The organism is Micromonospora sp. NPDC049529, from assembly GCF_055586685.1.
Genome location: NZ_JBVJHT010000001.1, coordinates 345,398 through 360,015, shown reverse-complemented (window position 1 = coordinate 360,015; position 14,618 = coordinate 345,398). Strand labels below are relative to the sequence as shown.

17 protein-coding genes are annotated in these 14,618 nt (G+C 70.3%); 4 read left to right on the top strand and 13 right to left on the bottom strand.

Going from position 1 to position 14,618, the window contains the following annotated elements; all coding sequences use genetic code 11:
• Positions 1 to 52 precede the first annotated feature (52 nt).
• The 9 genes from ACZ6QQ_RS01700 to clpB all read right to left on the bottom strand — a co-directional run bounded on the left by ACZ6QQ_RS01700 (position 53) and on the right by clpB (position 8,985).
• Positions 53 to 1,627: a polyamine aminopropyltransferase gene (locus ACZ6QQ_RS01700; RefSeq protein WP_465873449.1), complete on the bottom strand. Its 1,575-nt coding sequence runs from the start codon at positions 1,625 to 1,627 to the stop codon at positions 53 to 55.
• A 107-nt stretch (positions 1,628 to 1,734) separates the two neighbouring features.
• Positions 1,735 to 2,613: a hypothetical protein gene (locus ACZ6QQ_RS01695; RefSeq protein ID WP_465873447.1), complete on the bottom strand. Its 879-nt coding sequence runs from the start codon at positions 2,611 to 2,613 to the stop codon at positions 1,735 to 1,737.
• Complete coding sequence (locus ACZ6QQ_RS01690; RefSeq protein ID WP_465873445.1) at positions 2,613 to 3,038, bottom strand: DUF350 domain-containing protein; 426 nt, start codon at positions 3,036 to 3,038, stop codon at positions 2,613 to 2,615. Before ACZ6QQ_RS01690 ends, ACZ6QQ_RS01695 begins: the two co-directional genes overlap by 1 nt.
• A gap of 32 nt (positions 3,039 to 3,070) precedes the next feature.
• A complete protein-coding gene (locus tag ACZ6QQ_RS01685; protein WP_465873443.1) occupies positions 3,071 to 3,496 on the bottom strand; it encodes a DUF4247 domain-containing protein in 426 nt (141 codons plus the stop codon).
• Positions 3,493 to 4,119, bottom strand: a complete 627-nt coding sequence (locus ACZ6QQ_RS01680) for a DUF2617 family protein (RefSeq protein ID WP_465873442.1) — start codon at positions 4,117 to 4,119, stop codon at positions 3,493 to 3,495. The genes ACZ6QQ_RS01685 and ACZ6QQ_RS01680 overlap by 4 nt, the downstream gene beginning before the upstream one ends.
• Positions 4,120 to 4,122: 3 nt before the next feature.
• Positions 4,123 to 4,797, bottom strand: a complete 675-nt coding sequence (locus ACZ6QQ_RS01675) for a DUF4178 domain-containing protein (RefSeq protein ID WP_465873440.1) — start codon at positions 4,795 to 4,797, stop codon at positions 4,123 to 4,125.
• 106 nt (positions 4,798 to 4,903) lie between these two features.
• Positions 4,904 to 5,851: a hypothetical protein gene (locus tag ACZ6QQ_RS01670; RefSeq protein WP_465873438.1), complete on the bottom strand. Its 948-nt coding sequence runs from the start codon at positions 5,849 to 5,851 to the stop codon at positions 4,904 to 4,906.
• Positions 5,852 to 5,921: 70 nt separating this feature from the next.
• Complete coding sequence (locus ACZ6QQ_RS01665; protein WP_465873436.1) at positions 5,922 to 6,299, bottom strand: hypothetical protein; 378 nt, start codon at positions 6,297 to 6,299, stop codon at positions 5,922 to 5,924.
• A gap of 94 nt (positions 6,300 to 6,393) precedes the next feature.
• Positions 6,394 to 8,985 carry an ATP-dependent chaperone ClpB gene (clpB, locus tag ACZ6QQ_RS01660; RefSeq protein ID WP_465873434.1) on the bottom strand — a complete coding sequence of 864 codons (2,592 nt, stop codon included), beginning with the start codon at positions 8,983 to 8,985 and terminating at the stop codon, positions 6,394 to 6,396.
• Between the two features lie 181 nt (positions 8,986 to 9,166).
• Between clpB and ACZ6QQ_RS01655 the strand changes: the two genes are divergently transcribed.
• The 3 genes from ACZ6QQ_RS01655 to ACZ6QQ_RS01645 all read left to right on the top strand — a co-directional run bounded on the left by ACZ6QQ_RS01655 (position 9,167) and on the right by ACZ6QQ_RS01645 (position 11,492).
• Positions 9,167 to 9,667 carry a cation:proton antiporter regulatory subunit gene (locus tag ACZ6QQ_RS01655; RefSeq protein ID WP_465873432.1) on the top strand — a complete coding sequence of 167 codons (501 nt, stop codon included), beginning with the start codon at positions 9,167 to 9,169 and terminating at the stop codon, positions 9,665 to 9,667.
• Between the two features lie 6 nt (positions 9,668 to 9,673).
• On the top strand, positions 9,674 to 10,885 hold the full coding sequence (locus ACZ6QQ_RS01650) for a cation:proton antiporter (protein WP_465873430.1): 1,212 nt from the start codon (positions 9,674 to 9,676) through the stop codon (positions 10,883 to 10,885).
• Positions 10,886 to 11,060: 175 nt separating this feature from the next.
• On the top strand, positions 11,061 to 11,492 hold the full coding sequence (locus ACZ6QQ_RS01645; protein WP_465873429.1) for a hypothetical protein: 432 nt from the start codon (positions 11,061 to 11,063) through the stop codon (positions 11,490 to 11,492).
• Positions 11,493 to 11,627: 135 nt separating this feature from the next.
• Here the strand turns inward: ACZ6QQ_RS01645 and ACZ6QQ_RS01640 are convergent, their stop codons facing one another.
• The 3 genes from ACZ6QQ_RS01640 to ACZ6QQ_RS01630 all read right to left on the bottom strand — a co-directional run bounded on the left by ACZ6QQ_RS01640 (position 11,628) and on the right by ACZ6QQ_RS01630 (position 13,131).
• Entirely contained in the window at positions 11,628 to 11,975 is a 348-nt protein-coding gene (locus ACZ6QQ_RS01640) for a PadR family transcriptional regulator (RefSeq protein WP_465873427.1), read from the bottom strand.
• A 110-nt stretch (positions 11,976 to 12,085) separates the two neighbouring features.
• Positions 12,086 to 12,274 (bottom strand): DUF397 domain-containing protein, encoded by a 189-nt coding sequence (locus tag ACZ6QQ_RS01635; RefSeq protein ID WP_465873426.1) that lies wholly within the window; start codon positions 12,272 to 12,274, stop codon positions 12,086 to 12,088.
• The gene (locus ACZ6QQ_RS01630; RefSeq protein WP_465873425.1) at positions 12,265 to 13,131 is read right to left on the bottom strand and encodes a helix-turn-helix domain-containing protein; all 867 of its coding nucleotides are present in this window, start codon (positions 13,129 to 13,131) and stop codon (positions 12,265 to 12,267) included. Before ACZ6QQ_RS01630 ends, ACZ6QQ_RS01635 begins: the two co-directional genes overlap by 10 nt.
• 170 nt (positions 13,132 to 13,301) lie before the next feature.
• On the opposite strand from ACZ6QQ_RS01630, the gene ACZ6QQ_RS01625 reads away from it, so the two are divergent.
• Entirely contained in the window at positions 13,302 to 13,841 is a 540-nt protein-coding gene (locus tag ACZ6QQ_RS01625; protein ID WP_465873423.1) for a hypothetical protein, read from the top strand.
• Between the two features lie 320 nt (positions 13,842 to 14,161).
• On the opposite strand, the gene ACZ6QQ_RS01620 is transcribed toward ACZ6QQ_RS01625, so the two are convergent.
• Entirely contained in the window at positions 14,162 to 14,602 is a 441-nt protein-coding gene (locus ACZ6QQ_RS01620) for a heat shock protein transcriptional repressor HspR (protein ID WP_465873421.1), read from the bottom strand.
• Positions 14,603 to 14,618 lie beyond the last annotated feature (16 nt).

Here is a 14,618-nt window from a genome sequence, read left to right as displayed (position 1 = left end):
GCCACGCCGCACCTCATCGACAGACACCGATACATCTGCCCTGCGACGCGGTTCAGTAGCTGCGCCACTCGGCGCGGGCGTACTCCAGCACGCGCGGGTGGAGCAGGGTGGACGGCGGCAGGTCCTGCCGGCGCCGGTCCGGGGGGAAGTTCGCGGCCAGCCGGAGCGTGTCCGCGTCGAGAAACCGCAGCGGCGGCACCTCGGCCGGCAGCCCCAGCACCGGCGCGGTCGAACCCACCGCCGCGAGCACGAATCCCCAGTCGCCGAAGGACGGCACGTCCACGTGGTACGGCGTGGTGGCGAACCCGGCAGCCCGGATCGACGCCTCGATGCACCAGTACGACCGCGCCGCGAAGTAGGGCGAACCGGACTGGACGACCATCCGTCCACCGTCCGCCAGCACGGCGCGTACCAGCGCGTAGAACTCCACCGAGTAGAGCTTGGCGGTGGCCGTCTCGTCCGGGTCGGGCAGGTCCACCACGATCGCGTCGAACCGCTGCGCCTGGGTACGCATCCACTGGAACGCGTCGGCGTTGACGACCCGTACCCGGGGGTCGGTGAACGCGTCGCGGTTGAGCGTACGCAGCTGCGGCTCGGTCCGGGCCAGCCGAACCACCGCCGGGTCGAGCTCCACCACCGTCACCGAACCGACGTCGGGATAGCGCAGCAGTTCCCGCACGGCGAGCCCGTCGCCGCCGCCGAGGACCAGCACCGATCCTCGGCTGCCGCGCAGCACCGGATGCACCAGCGCCTCGTGGTAGCGGTACTCGTCGACCGAGCTGAACTGGAGGTCCCCGTTGAGGAACAGCCGCAGGTCGGTGACGCCCTGGGACACGAGCGGGACCGACCGGGTCAGCACGATCTCCTGGTACGGGCTCCGTTCGGCGTACACGACGGGGTCCCGGAAGAGCTGCTGCCGGGCGGTCACCTCGAAGTCGTACGCGGTCACGTAGGCGTACCCGAGCACCAGCCCGACCACCACGGACCCGGCGGCCAGGCCGAGCTTGGCCCGCCGACCCAGCTCGCGCCGGAAGACGGTGTAGACCAGCGCGAGTCCGGCGATCGCGTTCACGACGCCGACCACGAGCACCCCGCGAAGCTGACCGAAGACCGGCATCAGCAGGAACGGGAAGGCCAGCCCGCCGAGCAGGGCACCGACGTAGTCGGCGGCGAACAGGTCGGCGACCGCGCTGCCGGCCGACTGGGCCCGGATCCGTTGCAGCAGCACCATCAGCAGCGGAATCTCCGCCCCGATCAGCAGACCGAGCAGGAAGGCGGTGCCGACCAGGGCCGGGACGTACAGGTCGAGCCAGGCGAACGCGGCGTAGAGGCCGAGCACCGAGAGCCCACCGAAGAACGCGAGCGCGAGTTCCACGGCGGCGAACGCGACCGCCGCCCGGGACTGCAACGGTTTCGCCGCGAGCGCCCCGATGCCCATCGCGAAGACCATCACGCCGAGCACGATCGACGCCTGGCCGACCGTGTCCCCGATCAGGTAGCTGCCCAGCGCCACCAACGCCAGCTCGTAGACCAGCCCGCACGCGGCGCAGACGAAAACCGCCGCGAGTACGGCCGCCCGTGACCCGCGCCAGCGCGGACGCGACACCGCGACCGGCGGACCGTCCACCGCCGCCCCGCCCCCGACCGGCTCCCCCGAGCCGGTCGTCGTTTCGGGGCCGGTCGTCGTTTCGGGGCCGGTCGTCGTTTCGGGGCCGGTCGTTGCCTCCGGGGCGGTCACTGTTGGCTACCGGACGGGTCGGGGTTCGCGGCGGCGCGGGCCGCCGCGCGTTCCGCCTTCCGCCGGGCCACCTGACGCTCGTGCCGTCGTTCGAACCAGCCGATAGCCAGCAGCAGCGCGGTGACCAGGAAGAGGAACCCGGCGCCGAGAAGGTAGGCCCAGCGGTCCCGCCAGAAGTCGCTGCCCGGATCGGGCAGCGCGGCCGGGCTCGGCGCCGCCGAAGCCGACGGGTCCGGTCCGGAGGTGGACACCGGCGCGGCCGGCGCCGCCCCGGACTCCGCCACCAACAGCGGCAGGAAGACGGCGGCGCGGGAGATCGCCCAGCCCGGATCGGCGAGGAAGTCCTCCTCGCCCAGCCCCAACCGCTCCAGCCCGTCGACGTAGTCGGGTCCGGGCAGGTCGTCGGAGCTGGTCACCCAGAACGAGGCGTAGTCGTTGCTGTCACTGGTCTCCGGGGCGTACGTGATGTCGGCGCTGACCTTCACCCAGCGCGGGCACCGCCGAGGGTCGGTGTCCACCGCCACCTCGTCGCCGAGGTTCGAACCGAGACTGACCTCCGGGTCGACCCCGCCCTGTAGGTGCCAGCCGTAGCAGATGTCCTGTGCCCGGTGGGCGTTGGCCAGCAGCGTGACGGTATCCGTCCGCTCGCTCGGCGCCGGCGGTGGCACGATGCTCCCCCCGTCGTCACCACCGTTGTTCACGGCGATCGCGATCCCGCCGACGGCGACCAGGACACCCACCAGCCACGCGCCACCGATCTTGATCCGCCGGGCGGTCCGCTGGTCCCGCGAGAGCCGGGGACCGCCGGCATCAGCCGTGGCCCGGCGCCGCTCGTTGTCCCGCCGCCGCTGGGCGCGCGACGTCGGCCGGGCCATCAACTGATCGCGGCGGCGATCACGGCGCCCGTGGCGAGGTGCACCACCGCCGAGACCCACACCGCCGGGTGCGGTTCCGGGTCGACCAGGATCTCCCCCAGTCGGCCCGGTGTGGCCATGTCCAGCAGGAGGAACGCGCCGGCCATGATGACCAGCCCGATCAACCCGTACGCGGCACTGCCGACCAGGCCGGCGACGAAGTCGTCCTCACTGGCCACGATCGCGGTGGTCACGATGATGCCGACGCCGGCCAGGTTCGAGGTGAGCAGCAGCGCGGCATTGCGGTTGCGATCGGTCCAGATCAGCTCGTGCAGCCGACCCGGCGTGGCCATGTCGACCAGGGCGTAACCGACGCCCATCAGCAGCACACCGACCACGCCGAAGGCGAGGGTGGCCAGCAGGTCGTTGACGAGGGTGCTCAACATGAGGCTCCCGAGGGGTGAGGAGGGGAAACGAACTACTTGCCGGCGCCGGGACCGCCGCCCCGTACGGTCACGCCCCGCCCCCAGCCCCACGCGTTGCCGACGGTGGAGTGGTAACGCCCATGGGCGGTGGTGAGCTTTTCCAACAGGATCAGCGAGCCACCGGCCAGCGGCAGGATCACCACCGAGTCGTCGTCGTAGCGAAGGTAGACCCCGCTGGCGTCGACGTACTGGTCGGCCGGTCGCCAGTGGCCGGTGACGTCCTTGGCCACCGCACTGGGTGCCTTGTCCGAGCGGTAGGCGATCGCCTGCGAACCGATGTCCCGGGTCGCCGCGCGGGAATAGTGGTCCTGCACGTACCCCCGGGGCGAGAAGTTGCCGTAGAAGATCGCAAACCCGGCGACCAACGAGCCCACCAGGGCGAACGCCGCTCCGACAATGAACCACCTGCGGTACGTCATGCCGTACTCACCACCGTCTCGGTCTCGACGAGTTCACCGCTCTGCGGGTACGCGTGCCAGGTGCTCCAGCCGATCGCCACGAAACCGCCGGCCCGCTCGGCGAGGGTACGGCTCCGGTGCAGCCGCAGCGCGGTGATCGCCTCCGGCCCGCCGGGAAAGACCCCGATCAACGCGTACGGGTCGTCGGCGAGTTCCCGCCGCAGCACCGCCGTCCGGGCCGACATGGCGGCCGGGTCCAGCCGCAGCACCCGGGCGGTGAACCGGTAACCGGTCGCCGGGTCGGCCAGCTCCGCCGGTAGTTCGGGTCGCGGCCCCGGCAGGCACGCAACCGTCTCGACCAGTTCAGCCGCCGAAGCCGGTCGCCGGTCGACGCCGGCACCGTCGTCGCCACCGCCATGGCTCTCACGCCCGCCGTCGATGTCGAGCCCCCGGCCGGTGTCGCCGTCCCGGCGGAGCACGACCTGATGGGAGGCGCCCAGCAGGCGCAGCCGCAGGTGCACGCCCGGCCGGTCGGGATGGCGCAGGTCGAGTACGTGCAGCGCCGGCAGTTCCGGCGTACCGAGTGCGTGACTCAGCTCGGCGGCGGTGGTGTCGGCGTACGGGGCGTCGAGGGTGACGAGCACGTTTCAGCCGACCCGTCCGGCCGGTCCGCCACCGGCGGCGGAGGTCGACTGTGGATAGACCCGCACCTCGGACCGTTGCAGCAACTCGCCCCGGGCCGCCTCCCACTTGGGGCTGTCGCCGTACGACTCGAAGGCGAGCCGGGCACCGCCGTTTCCGAGGTAGTCGTGGTATCGGACCGTTCCGCTGGGGTTGAGCCCGGTGGTGCCGGTCGCGGTGTAGCGGGCCTGCCCAGACTCGTCACTGGTCCAGGTGCCTCCGTCGAAGTCGACCTGCGCCGGGCCGGGCACCGGTATGACGTCCGTTCCCGGGACCGCGGTCCAGAACACCAGCTCCAGGTCGGGATCCTCCTCGACCGACAGCCAGACCTTCGCGCCGTGCGCGTCGTCGAGCAGGTGCTCGGACCAGCCCCAGTCGCCCTCGGTGAACCGCAGGGTGCCGCGTACGCCGTACTGGGTGTTCCGAATTTCCACGATGTCACCGGGGCGCAGCTTGCGCGGATCGCCCCGTAGAGCGTCGGCGTCGTCGTCGGCCTGGCGGAACGGATCCCGCTCCTCGGTCTGCCCGGTCTTGCGGTCCTGCCGCCGCTTCGCCCGCAGGGCGAGTACGGCAATCACCGCGCCCGCCACTCCGACGAGGCAACCGAGAATTGCCACCAGGTACGCAGTCCCGCCACTCAACGGGTCAACTCCTCTCGACCTTGTACGGGCGCCGACGGTAACAACCCCGCGCACCCGTACGAAACAACCGCCATCAACACGACGACCGCTCCCGACCGCCCCGACCTCAGGTGGTCGAATCGCTCCCGGCACCGCCCGACGCGGAGGCACCGCCCGACGCGGGTGGATCGGCCGGCGCTGCCGTCGGTTCGGTCGCTCCGGACGGACCGTCGGGCACCGGCGGACCCGCCGGTGCCGGTGGGAAGGGCGGTCCGGGCTGGGCGAACACCGTCACCGGATACGCCGCAGGGACGGGATAGGCGGGATAGGCCGGATAGGCGTAGCCGGGCCAGCGGGCCGGCGGTCGGAAGAACCGGTTCGCGGCCGGCGTCAGCAACAGCACCGCCGCCCCCACCGCCAGTCCGAACGCCAGCAGGGCCAGCAGCGGAGTGCCCAACGAGACGGTGTCGAGTATCGGGTCGCTCTCGCTGTAGAGCATCTGGTAGAAGTCGGACTCCTCGAACGCCGGGAAGTCCGGATCAACCGGGTAGTCCGGATCCACGCCCGATTCCGGCTCGGGCCACGGCCCGCTCGCGGTCGGCTCCTCCGTCATCGAACCGCCCAGCAGGAACAGTCCGAACGTCGCGCCGAGCACCCCCGGCACGCAACAGGTCAGCAGCATCAGCCCGGACGGGATGACGGTGAGGATCCGGGCCGCGTTGCGGCCCCGCAGCAGTGGCGGGACGCAGCTGGCGAGCCAGATCGCGAACACCAGTGCCGGAACGCCGCTGAACAGCAGCCCCATGATGTTGTTGATCCGCTCGGCGCTCACCTCGGACGGCGGGGCGTCGGTCAGCCCGGCAACCCGGTCGATCACCCCCGCGAAGTGCACCGCGTACACCACGGAGAGCAGGATCTCGACCAGCAGTACGGCGACGACCGCCAACGCCAACCAGGCCGCCACGGTCACGGCCGCCGGTCGCGCCGGGGGCGGCGACGGGTACGTGGCGTACGGCTGGAACGGGGGACCGGGCGGCGGGAAGCCCGACGGCGGGTACTGCCACGCGTAGTTCACCGGCGTGACGGTAGCGATCACCGGGTTCCGGCGACAGTGGGCGAAGGGCCGTTCACCAACGCCGTACGGGTCAGCCCTGGTCGAGCTGGGCGGCGGCGTACTCGCCGACGGTCGTCTGGTCGATCAGGCAACCGGTGTAGGTGGTGAACTCGGCCCGTTCACGGGTCAGCGACTCCCAGGCGGCGCGGGCGGCTGCCGGGTCGAAGCGGGTGAGCAGGGTGGCGGCGTACACCTTGCCGGCGGGGGAGCCGTGCTTCAGCAGCTCGCATATGTGCCGGCGGACCTCGTCCAACCGGCTGGGCAGCGCCACCTCAAGGGTGTTGTACGCCTCGGTGGACGGCATGATCCGGCCGGCGAAGCCCACCCCGCCGAACGCGACCGCGTCGGCGGTACGGAGTTCGTGCACCGCCGCTGCGATGCCGTCGCCCGGTGCGGGGGAATCAGCCATGTCTCGATTGTGCCCCAATCGAGGCGTTCCGAACCCTGATCCCGGTGGAGAGTGCCGCCCGTCCAGCAGCCGCCCCCACCGGGATCAGGGCCGATCAGCCGGCGGAGACCGCCAGCGCGTCCTTGCTCTCGGCCAGCTCGACCCGGACCACGTCACCGTCGCGGATGTCACCGCTGAGCAGCGCCCGAGCCAGCCGGTCGCCGATCGCCGACTGGACCAGCCGGCGCAGCGGCCGGGCACCGTAGATCGGGTCGTACCCGTGCTGGGCCAGCCAGTCGCGGGCCGGGTCGTCGACGACCAGCGCGAGCCGCCGGTCGGCCAGCCGCCGACGCAGCCGGTCGAGCTGGATGTCCACGATGGACCGAAGGTCGTCGCCGGTCAGGGCCGCGAAGACCACGATGTCGTCGAGCCGGTTGAGAAACTCCGGCTTGAAATGGGTACGGACGACCGCGAGCACCGCGTCGCGCCGCTGCTCGTGGGTGAGGGTCGGGTCGGAGATCTGCCCCGAGCCGAGGTTCGAGGTGAGGATCAGGATCGCGTTGCGGAAGTCGACCGTGCGCCCCTGACCGTCGGTGAGCCGGCCGTCGTCGAGGACCTGGAGCAGCACGTCGAAGACGTCCGGGTGGGCCTTCTCCACCTCGTCCAGCAGCACCACCGAATACGGCCGGCGGCGCACCGCCTCGGTGAGCTGGCCGCCCTCCTCGTACCCGACGTAGCCGGGCGGGGCACCGACCAGGCGGGCCACGGAGTGCTTCTCGGCGTACTCGCTCATGTCGATGCGGACCATGGCCCGCTCGTCGTCGAAGAGGAACTCGGCCAGGGCCTTGCCCAGCTCGGTCTTGCCGACACCGGTGGGGCCGAGGAAGAGGAAGCTGCCGGTGGGCCGGTCCGGGTCGGCGACTCCGGCCCGCGCCCGGCGGACCGCGTCGGCGACCGCGCCGACCGCCTCGGTCTGCCCGACGACGCGCGAGCCGAGGGACTCCTCCATCCGGAGCAGCTTGGCGGTCTCGCCCTCCAGCAGGCGGCCGGCGGGGATGCCGGTCCAGGAGGCGACCACGGCGGCGATGTCGTCGGCGCCGACCTCCTCCTTGAGCATCGCCCCGGCGGCCTGGAGTACGGCAAGCTCCGCCTCGGCCCTGGCGAGTTCGCCCTGCATGGTGGGGATGCGGCCGTAGCGCAGCTCGGCGGCGAGCTCCAGCTCGCCGTCCCGTTCGGCCCGCTCGGCCTCGCCGCCGAGTCGTTCCAGCTCCTCCTTGGCGGTGGAGAGCCGGGTGATGTGCTCCTTCTCCAGCCGCCACCGGTCGCTGAGCGCGGTGAGCTGCTCGCGCTTGTCGGCCAGCTCCTTGCGCAGCCGGGTCAGGCGCTCGGCGGAGGCGGCGTCGGGCTCCTTGGCCAGTGCCATCTCCTCGATTTCGAGCCGGCGGACCGCCCGCTCGATCTCGTCCACCTCGACCGGCCGGGAGTCGATCTCCATCCGGAGCCGGGAGGCGGACTCGTCGACCAGGTCGATCGCCTTGTCCGGCAGGAAGCGCTCGGTGATGTACCGGTCGGAGAGCGACGCGGCGGCGACGAGCGCGGCGTCGGTGATCCGTACGCCGTGGTGCACCTCGTAGCGTTCCTTGAGCCCGCGCAGGATGCCGATGGTGTCCTCGACGGTCGGCTCGCCGACCAGCACCGGCTGGAACCGGCGTTCCAGCGCCGGGTCCTTCTCGATGTGCTCGCGGTACTCGTCGAGCGTGGTCGCACCGACCATCCGCAGTTCGCCCCGGGCCAGCATGGGCTTGAGCATGTTGCCCGCGTCCATCGAGCCCTCGCCCTTGCCTGCGCCGACGACGGTGTGCAGCTCGTCCAGGAAGGTGATCACCTGGCCGTCGGAGCCCTTGATCTCCTCCAGCACCGACTTGAGGCGTTCCTCGAACTGGCCCCGGTACTGGGCGCCGGCCACCATCGCGCCGAGGTCGAGCGAGACCAGCTTCTTGTTGCGCAGCGACTCCGGTACGTCACCGGCGACGATGCGCTGGGCCAGGCCCTCGACGATCGCGGTCTTGCCGACGCCGGGCTCGCCGATGAGGACCGGGTTGTTCTTGGTACGCCGGGAGAGCACCTGGATCACCCGACGGATCTCCGAGTCGCGCCCAATCACCGGGTCGATCTTGCCGGCGCGGGCGCTGGCGGTCAGGTCGACGCCGTACTTCTCCAGGGCCTGGTAGGTCTGCTCGGGGTCGGCGGTGGTCACCCGACGGTCGCCGCCGCGTACGGTCGGGAACGCCGCGACCAGGTTCTCCTCGGTGGCACCGGCGGTCTTGAGTGCCTGGGCAACCACGCCGCCCACGCGGGCCAGGCCGGCGAGCAGGTGCTCGGTGGAGGTGTACTCGTCACCGAGCGGCCGGGCGATCTGCTCGGCCGCGCCGATGGCGTTGGCGAATTCGCGGGAGAGGCTGGGTTCGGCGACGCTGGCGCCACGGGCGGCGGGCAGGTTCTCCACCGCGCGGGCGGCGGCCCGACGGATGTCCGCCGGGTTGGCGCCCACGGCGCGCAGCAGGCCGCCGGCGGTCGAGCCACCGGTGTCCAGCAGCGACAGCAGCAGGTGCCACGGTTCGACGGTGGCGTGGCCGCGCTGGTTGGCGATGGCGACCGCGCCGGTGATGACTTCGCGGCTCTTGGTGGTGAGACGTTCGGCGTTCATGGGCTCCCCTGGATCGGCGTGTCCACTGGTGACGACACAACCAGAGTTGAGTCTATTCCGCTCAACTCTACGCTGTGACGTCGATCACTCCGAAAACCGGAATCCCGCCACCACCGAGACCGTGATCAGCACACTTTCGCCCCATGGGCGGTGTATGAAGGCACACGGTAGCGTTGCGGCCGTGCGAGTACGCGTAGAACAAACCGCCCTGCCCGGGATCGGCGTGCGCCACGACATGGTGACCACGTCCGGTCGCCGGCTCGGGGTGGTCACCCATCGCAACGGTCGACGCGACCTGGTGTTATATGACCAGGACGACCCAGACGCCTGCACGGCCGACATCCCGCTGACCGACGACGAGGCGGAGGCACTGGCCGACATCCTCGGCGCCTCGCTGATGCTCGGTCAGCTCTCCGGGCTGCGCCAGCAGGCCGCCGGACTGCTCACCGAGCAGATCTCCATTCCGGCGGGGTCACCGTACGTCGGGCGGAAGTTGGGCGAAACCAAGGCTCGCACCCGGACCAGCGCCTCGATCGTGGCAGTGCTGCGCGAGCGTGAGGTCATCGCCTCCCCCGATCCCTCGTTCCGCTTCGAAGCCGGTGACGTGGTGGTCGTGGTCGGTACCCGCAAGGGTCTCGACGGCGTCACCGCGATCCTCGCCGACAGCGATCCGGACGGCTGATCGCGGATGCACGATCAGACCGTACTGCTCGTCGAAGTCGGCGCGCTGCTGCTCGGGCTCGGCCTGCTCGGCCGACTGAGCCGCCGGATCGGGCTCTCCCCGATCCCGCTCTACCTGCTGGCCGGCCTGGCGTTCGGCCACGGCGGCATCGTCCCGCTCTCGGCCAGCGAGGAGTTCTTCGCCGTCGGTGCCGAGATCGGCGTGATCCTGCTGCTGGTCATGCTCGGCCTCGAATACTCGGCCAGCGAACTCGTCGGCAACCTGCGCGCCGCCGCCCCCGCCGGGCTGATCGACGGGTTGCTCAACGCGCTGCCCGGAGCCGCGTTCGCGCTGCTGCTCGGCTGGGGCTGGATCGCCGCGGTGGTGCTCGCCGGCATCACCTGGGTCTCCTCGTCCGGCGTGATCGCCAAGGTCCTGGCCGACCTGGGCCGACTCGGTAACCGGGAAACCCCGGTCATCCTGTCGATCCTGGTCATCGAGGACCTGGCGATGGCGCTCTACCTGCCCCTGGTGACCGCACTGCTCGCCGGTATCGGGCTGTTCGGCGGGGCCAAGGCACTCGGCATCGCGGTCGCCACCGTCGTCGTGGTGCTGGTCGTGGCAATCAGGTACGGACACATCATCTCGCGCATGTTCGCGCCGACCGACCCGGAGGCGCTGCTGCTCGGCGTACTCGGGTTGACCCTGCTGGTGGCGGGCCTGGCGGCCGGGCTGAAGGTTTCGGCAGCGGTCGGTGCCTTCCTGGTCGGCATCGCGCTCTCCGGGCCGGTCGCACACCACGCGACCGAACTGCTCTCACCGCTGCGGGACCTGTTCGCCGCCGTCTTCTTCGTGTTCTTCGGACTCGCCACCGACCCGGCCGACATGCCGCCGGTGCTGCTGCCGGCGCTGGGACTGGCGATCGTCACGATGGGCACGAAGGTGCTGACCGGCTACCTGGCCGCCCGTCGGGTCGGGATCGCCCTACCGGGCCGCTGGCGTACGGGACTGGCGCTGATGCCACGGGGCGAGTTCTCGATCGTCATCGCCGGCCTGGCGGTCACCTCCACCGGAGTCGCGATCGAACCGCAGCTCGCCCCACTCGCCACGGCGTACGTGTTGATCACCGTGGTCACCGGTCCGATGCTGGCCCGGCTGCCGGACATGCGCTGGTTCAAGGAGTGGCTGCGCCGCAAGGCTCAGGCGACCGCACTCAAACCCGCGCCGGCAACGGACTGAATCGCCCCGGTACGGGGAGACCCTCCGTACTTTTGCCGTAACGGCTTGATGAAATGGCACGTCAGGGCTCTTCCCCAGATCAGCGGCGGCACGCTACCGTGTCGCCGCAACAGCAGGTGGTGCGTGTGCGGGACGCCGAAATGACCCGCACACGCGAGAGCGGAAGGTCGGCCCGGTGAGCGTGCAACAGACCGGCTTCCAAGGCTTCTCCAACCCGGTGGACCCGTCTCCCGCCGAGTTACGCGCCTGGGCCTACCAACCGGATTCCGTACCCCTGCAATCCATGCCGCAGGACTGGGACCTGCTGGTCTCCGGTGACCGGCTCATCACCACCATGTTCGACCTGGCGATGGACCGGTCCTGCCCGGCCCGCCGGTTCGCCCTGCACTGCCTCTACATCTACGCGGGCGACGGCATCCGGACGAAGTTTCGCGCCCAGCCGAAGCGGCGGCTGCGCAAGCTGGTCGAGCGGGCCGAGCAGGGCGGCGACGAGCAGATGCAGATCTGGGCGTACAACAGCCGGATGCTGCTGGCCAATCCGAAGCTGTTCAACTACCACGACTGGTGCGAGGGCGGCCTGGTCCGCCAGGGCCGCCGCCTCGGCTGACCGGGCGACAGCCCAGACACTCCAATACCCGGGGCGGGCGGCAGCCCCCCGTCGGTACTACCGACCGCCCCGGGCAGCTTCGAGTAAGCCGTGGAACAGCGGGGCAGCCAGCCCGCTACCGCCGCTCCGGCTCGGTCATGCCAGACCCGCCGCAGGTCGCGGCGCCGACGAACGGACCGGCCGGTCGGTCACGACCCGAGCCGCCGCCGCCATCGCCTCGGCCTCCGCTCGCAGCGCGGCCGTGCCGTCCGGGGTGAGCGCGTAGTAGCGCCGGGCGCGACCGTTGACGATCTCCTCGCGGGTCGACGCCACGTAGCCCTCGCCGGTGAGGCGGTCGAGCGCGGCATAGAGCGTGCCGGTGGCGAGACGGATCCGCCCCTGCGACAGCTCACCGGCTCGGATCATGATCGCGTAGCCGTGCAACGGCTCGTCCTGCAACGCGGCCAGGATGAAGTACGTCGGTTCCCTCATGCGCGTACTCACGTGGCGACTATATGACGGTCAACTACTTATGTAAACATCATGACCAACACTGTCCTGCGTACGACAACGCCCCGCACCGAAGTCGGTACGGGGCGCACGTCGAGCTGGGTTCAGTGCTGCTTGGCGAGTCCCACGAAGGCCCGCCAGGCGACCGGGCCGAAGGCCAGGCTGCCGCCGTCACGATCCTTGCTGTCCCGTACCAGGACCCGGCCCGGCAGGTTGTCGGCAACCTCCACGCAATTACCGCCGTTCGTGCCCGACCTGGTCGACTTCCGCCACTGGGCGCCGGTCACATCCATGATTTGGCCACTTCCCTCACCACGTCCAGCGTCTGCCTGCCGGGGAGAGCTTCGCTGGTCAGCCCGTCCCACCGCACACTCAGCCTAACAACGTCCGCCCGCCCCTCGAAGACCTGCGCTTCAAGCTGATTGTCGATGTATCCGGCGCGTGAGCCGCTCGGCAGGTCGGCGATGACAAAGCCGCCCTGAAGTCCGGGATAGATGCCGTGGTCGAGCGGGATCAGGCCGATGTGGACGTTGGGTCGCTCGGCCTGGTCGAGCAGATGCTCGATCTGCTGGGCCATCACGTCGTGGCCGCCACACGTCCGGCGCAGCACCATCTCGTCCAGCACCAGGAACACCTCCGGTGGAGTATCGCGGTCGAGGATCGCCTGCCGCGACATCCGCTCGGCCACCTTCTCGTCCAGCCGGGCGCCGGAGAAGCCACCGATCCGGAACAGCGCCCGTGCGTACGCCTCGGTCTGCAACAGACCGGGCACGAAGGCGGGCTCATAGCCGCGGAGGGTGGTTGCCTCGCGCTCGTATTCCAGCCACTCGCGCAGCCAGACGGGCGAGAAGGAGTCCACCACCAACTCGGTCCAGAGGTTGACGAAGAAGCCTCCGGTTTCCAGGGCCTCGTCCAGCAGCCCCAGGAACTTCTCGTCCAGCGGTGCCTTTCCCTGCTCGATGTTGCTGATATGCGAGTCCGAGCAGAAGGTCCGTTGACCCAGGGCTATCTGGGTCATGTTGGCGGCGACCCGGCGGCGCCTGATTTCACGGACCAGATACTCCGACGGCGAGATTCCCACGCGTTCCACACCTTCCCAGGATTTCGGGTTCTGTCTATCGACCGTCACCAGCGGTGCTGGTTCGTCCACGAAGCGGGTTGTGCTGTTCCGACAGTAGGGGCTCACCCACCACAGTGTCACCAAGGAACCGCTCGGATCCTCCCGGTACGTACGACCGGACGTGGACGGGTGGAACTGGGGCCGCCCCGCAGCCCGCCCCCATCGGACCGGAGCGGCCCCACTCAAAGCGAGGAGGTGCGATGACCGCGAAACATGTGCCCCTGCGCCCGCTCTGGATCTGCCGGACCGATGCCCAACCGTGGCCCTGTGCCGACGCCCGACTCGACCTCGTGGCCGAGTTCCGGGACCGGACGCTCGCACTGACGCTCTTCCTCGGCGCCCAGTTCATCGAGGCGCTGGGCGACCTGCACACCATCGATCCCGAGCTGGGTAGCCCGCCCGACTCACGCGCCCTGTACGAACGCTTCATCGGCTGGGTGCCCGTACGACGAAAGGCGGGTGCCGCGTTGCCCGACGAGGACAACCTGACCGCTCCGCACCGTCCCTCCGTCGATAACTGGCGCTGCCTCGATGACGACGAGGACTGGCCGTGTGCGGTCTTTCGCCGCCGGATGTGGGCGCTCTATCCGAGGGAACCAGAACGACTCGCCGCCTTCATGCGGCACTTCCGGGACAGGGCGGCACCGGCGCTACCGGAACTGACCCCTGAGCAGATCGAGGCGAGATTCATCGACTGGATCAACGACCCGCCCATTCGTCGCCGACTGAGGTCGATATGACGACCACCGACAGCGGGAAGACCGGCCCCGAATGCGTGCACTGCCAGCTCGTTTTCCCCGAACTGATCCCCGGCCGCCCAGCCCCCATCCATGTCGAGCGAGAGACGCAGAAAACCTGCTTTGGCAGCGGAGCGCGTACGGCCACAGACGTAATCACGCAGAGTTCGGCTCGCCGAAGCCGGCGGACCCTCTGGTGATCAAAGAGAACGGTACGGGCCGGGACCCCCCGTGGATCCCGGCCCGTACCGGCATCCCTCAAACTAGGCCAACGCCCCGCACCTCCGGGCGGAAATGCGGGGCGTTCCGAGATGTGGGCAACCTCAGGGGCGGGGCCGGGGGCGCCAGACCACCAGGGCGGTCGACACCTGGTTGGTCGGCACCAGGTCCCGACGGGGGAACGGGCCGGTGGCCGCCGCCTCCAGCTCGGCAACCCGCCGGTACGCGTGCTCCAGCTCGGCTTCCATCTGCGCCATCCGCTGCTGCAACTCGTCGACCAGCTGCTCCAGCCCGATGATCCGCTTGATCCCGGCGAGGTTGACCCCGTCGTCCTGGCTGAGTCGCTGCACCTCGCGCAGCAGGGCAACGTCACGCACGCTGTAGCGCCGGCCGCCGCCCGCCGCCCGGCCGGGTTGGACCAGGCCCATCCGGTCGTACTGGCGGAGGGTCTGTGGGTGCATCCCCGCCATCCGGGCCGCTACCGAGATCATCAGTACCTTGGCATCGGACGACGTCTCGACCGAGATGATGAATTCCTCAGTCATCGCCACTCACCTCCGC

Coding starts and splice junctions, on each gene's coding strand:
- ACZ6QQ_RS01695 (WP_465873447.1), bottom strand. CDS start 2,613: ATGGCCCGGCCGACGTCGCGCGCCCAGCGGCGGCGGGACAACGAGCGG.
- ACZ6QQ_RS01690 (WP_465873445.1), bottom strand. CDS start 3,038: ATGTTGAGCACCCTCGTCAACGACCTGCTGGCCACCCTCGCCTTCGGC.
- ACZ6QQ_RS01685 (WP_465873443.1), bottom strand. CDS start 3,496: ATGACGTACCGCAGGTGGTTCATTGTCGGAGCGGCGTTCGCCCTGGTG.
- ACZ6QQ_RS01665 (WP_465873436.1), bottom strand. CDS start 6,299: ATGGCTGATTCCCCCGCACCGGGCGACGGCATCGCAGCGGCGGTGCAC.
- clpB (WP_465873434.1), bottom strand. CDS start 8,985: ATGAACGCCGAACGTCTCACCACCAAGAGCCGCGAAGTCATCACCGGC.
- ACZ6QQ_RS01650 (WP_465873430.1), top strand. CDS start 9,674: ATGCACGATCAGACCGTACTGCTCGTCGAAGTCGGCGCGCTGCTGCTC.
- ACZ6QQ_RS01635 (WP_465873426.1), bottom strand. CDS start 12,274: ATGGATGTGACCGGCGCCCAGTGGCGGAAGTCGACCAGGTCGGGCACG.
- ACZ6QQ_RS01625 (WP_465873423.1), top strand. CDS start 13,302: ATGACCGCGAAACATGTGCCCCTGCGCCCGCTCTGGATCTGCCGGACC.
- ACZ6QQ_RS01620 (WP_465873421.1), bottom strand. CDS start 14,602: ATGACTGAGGAATTCATCATCTCGGTCGAGACGTCGTCCGATGCCAAG.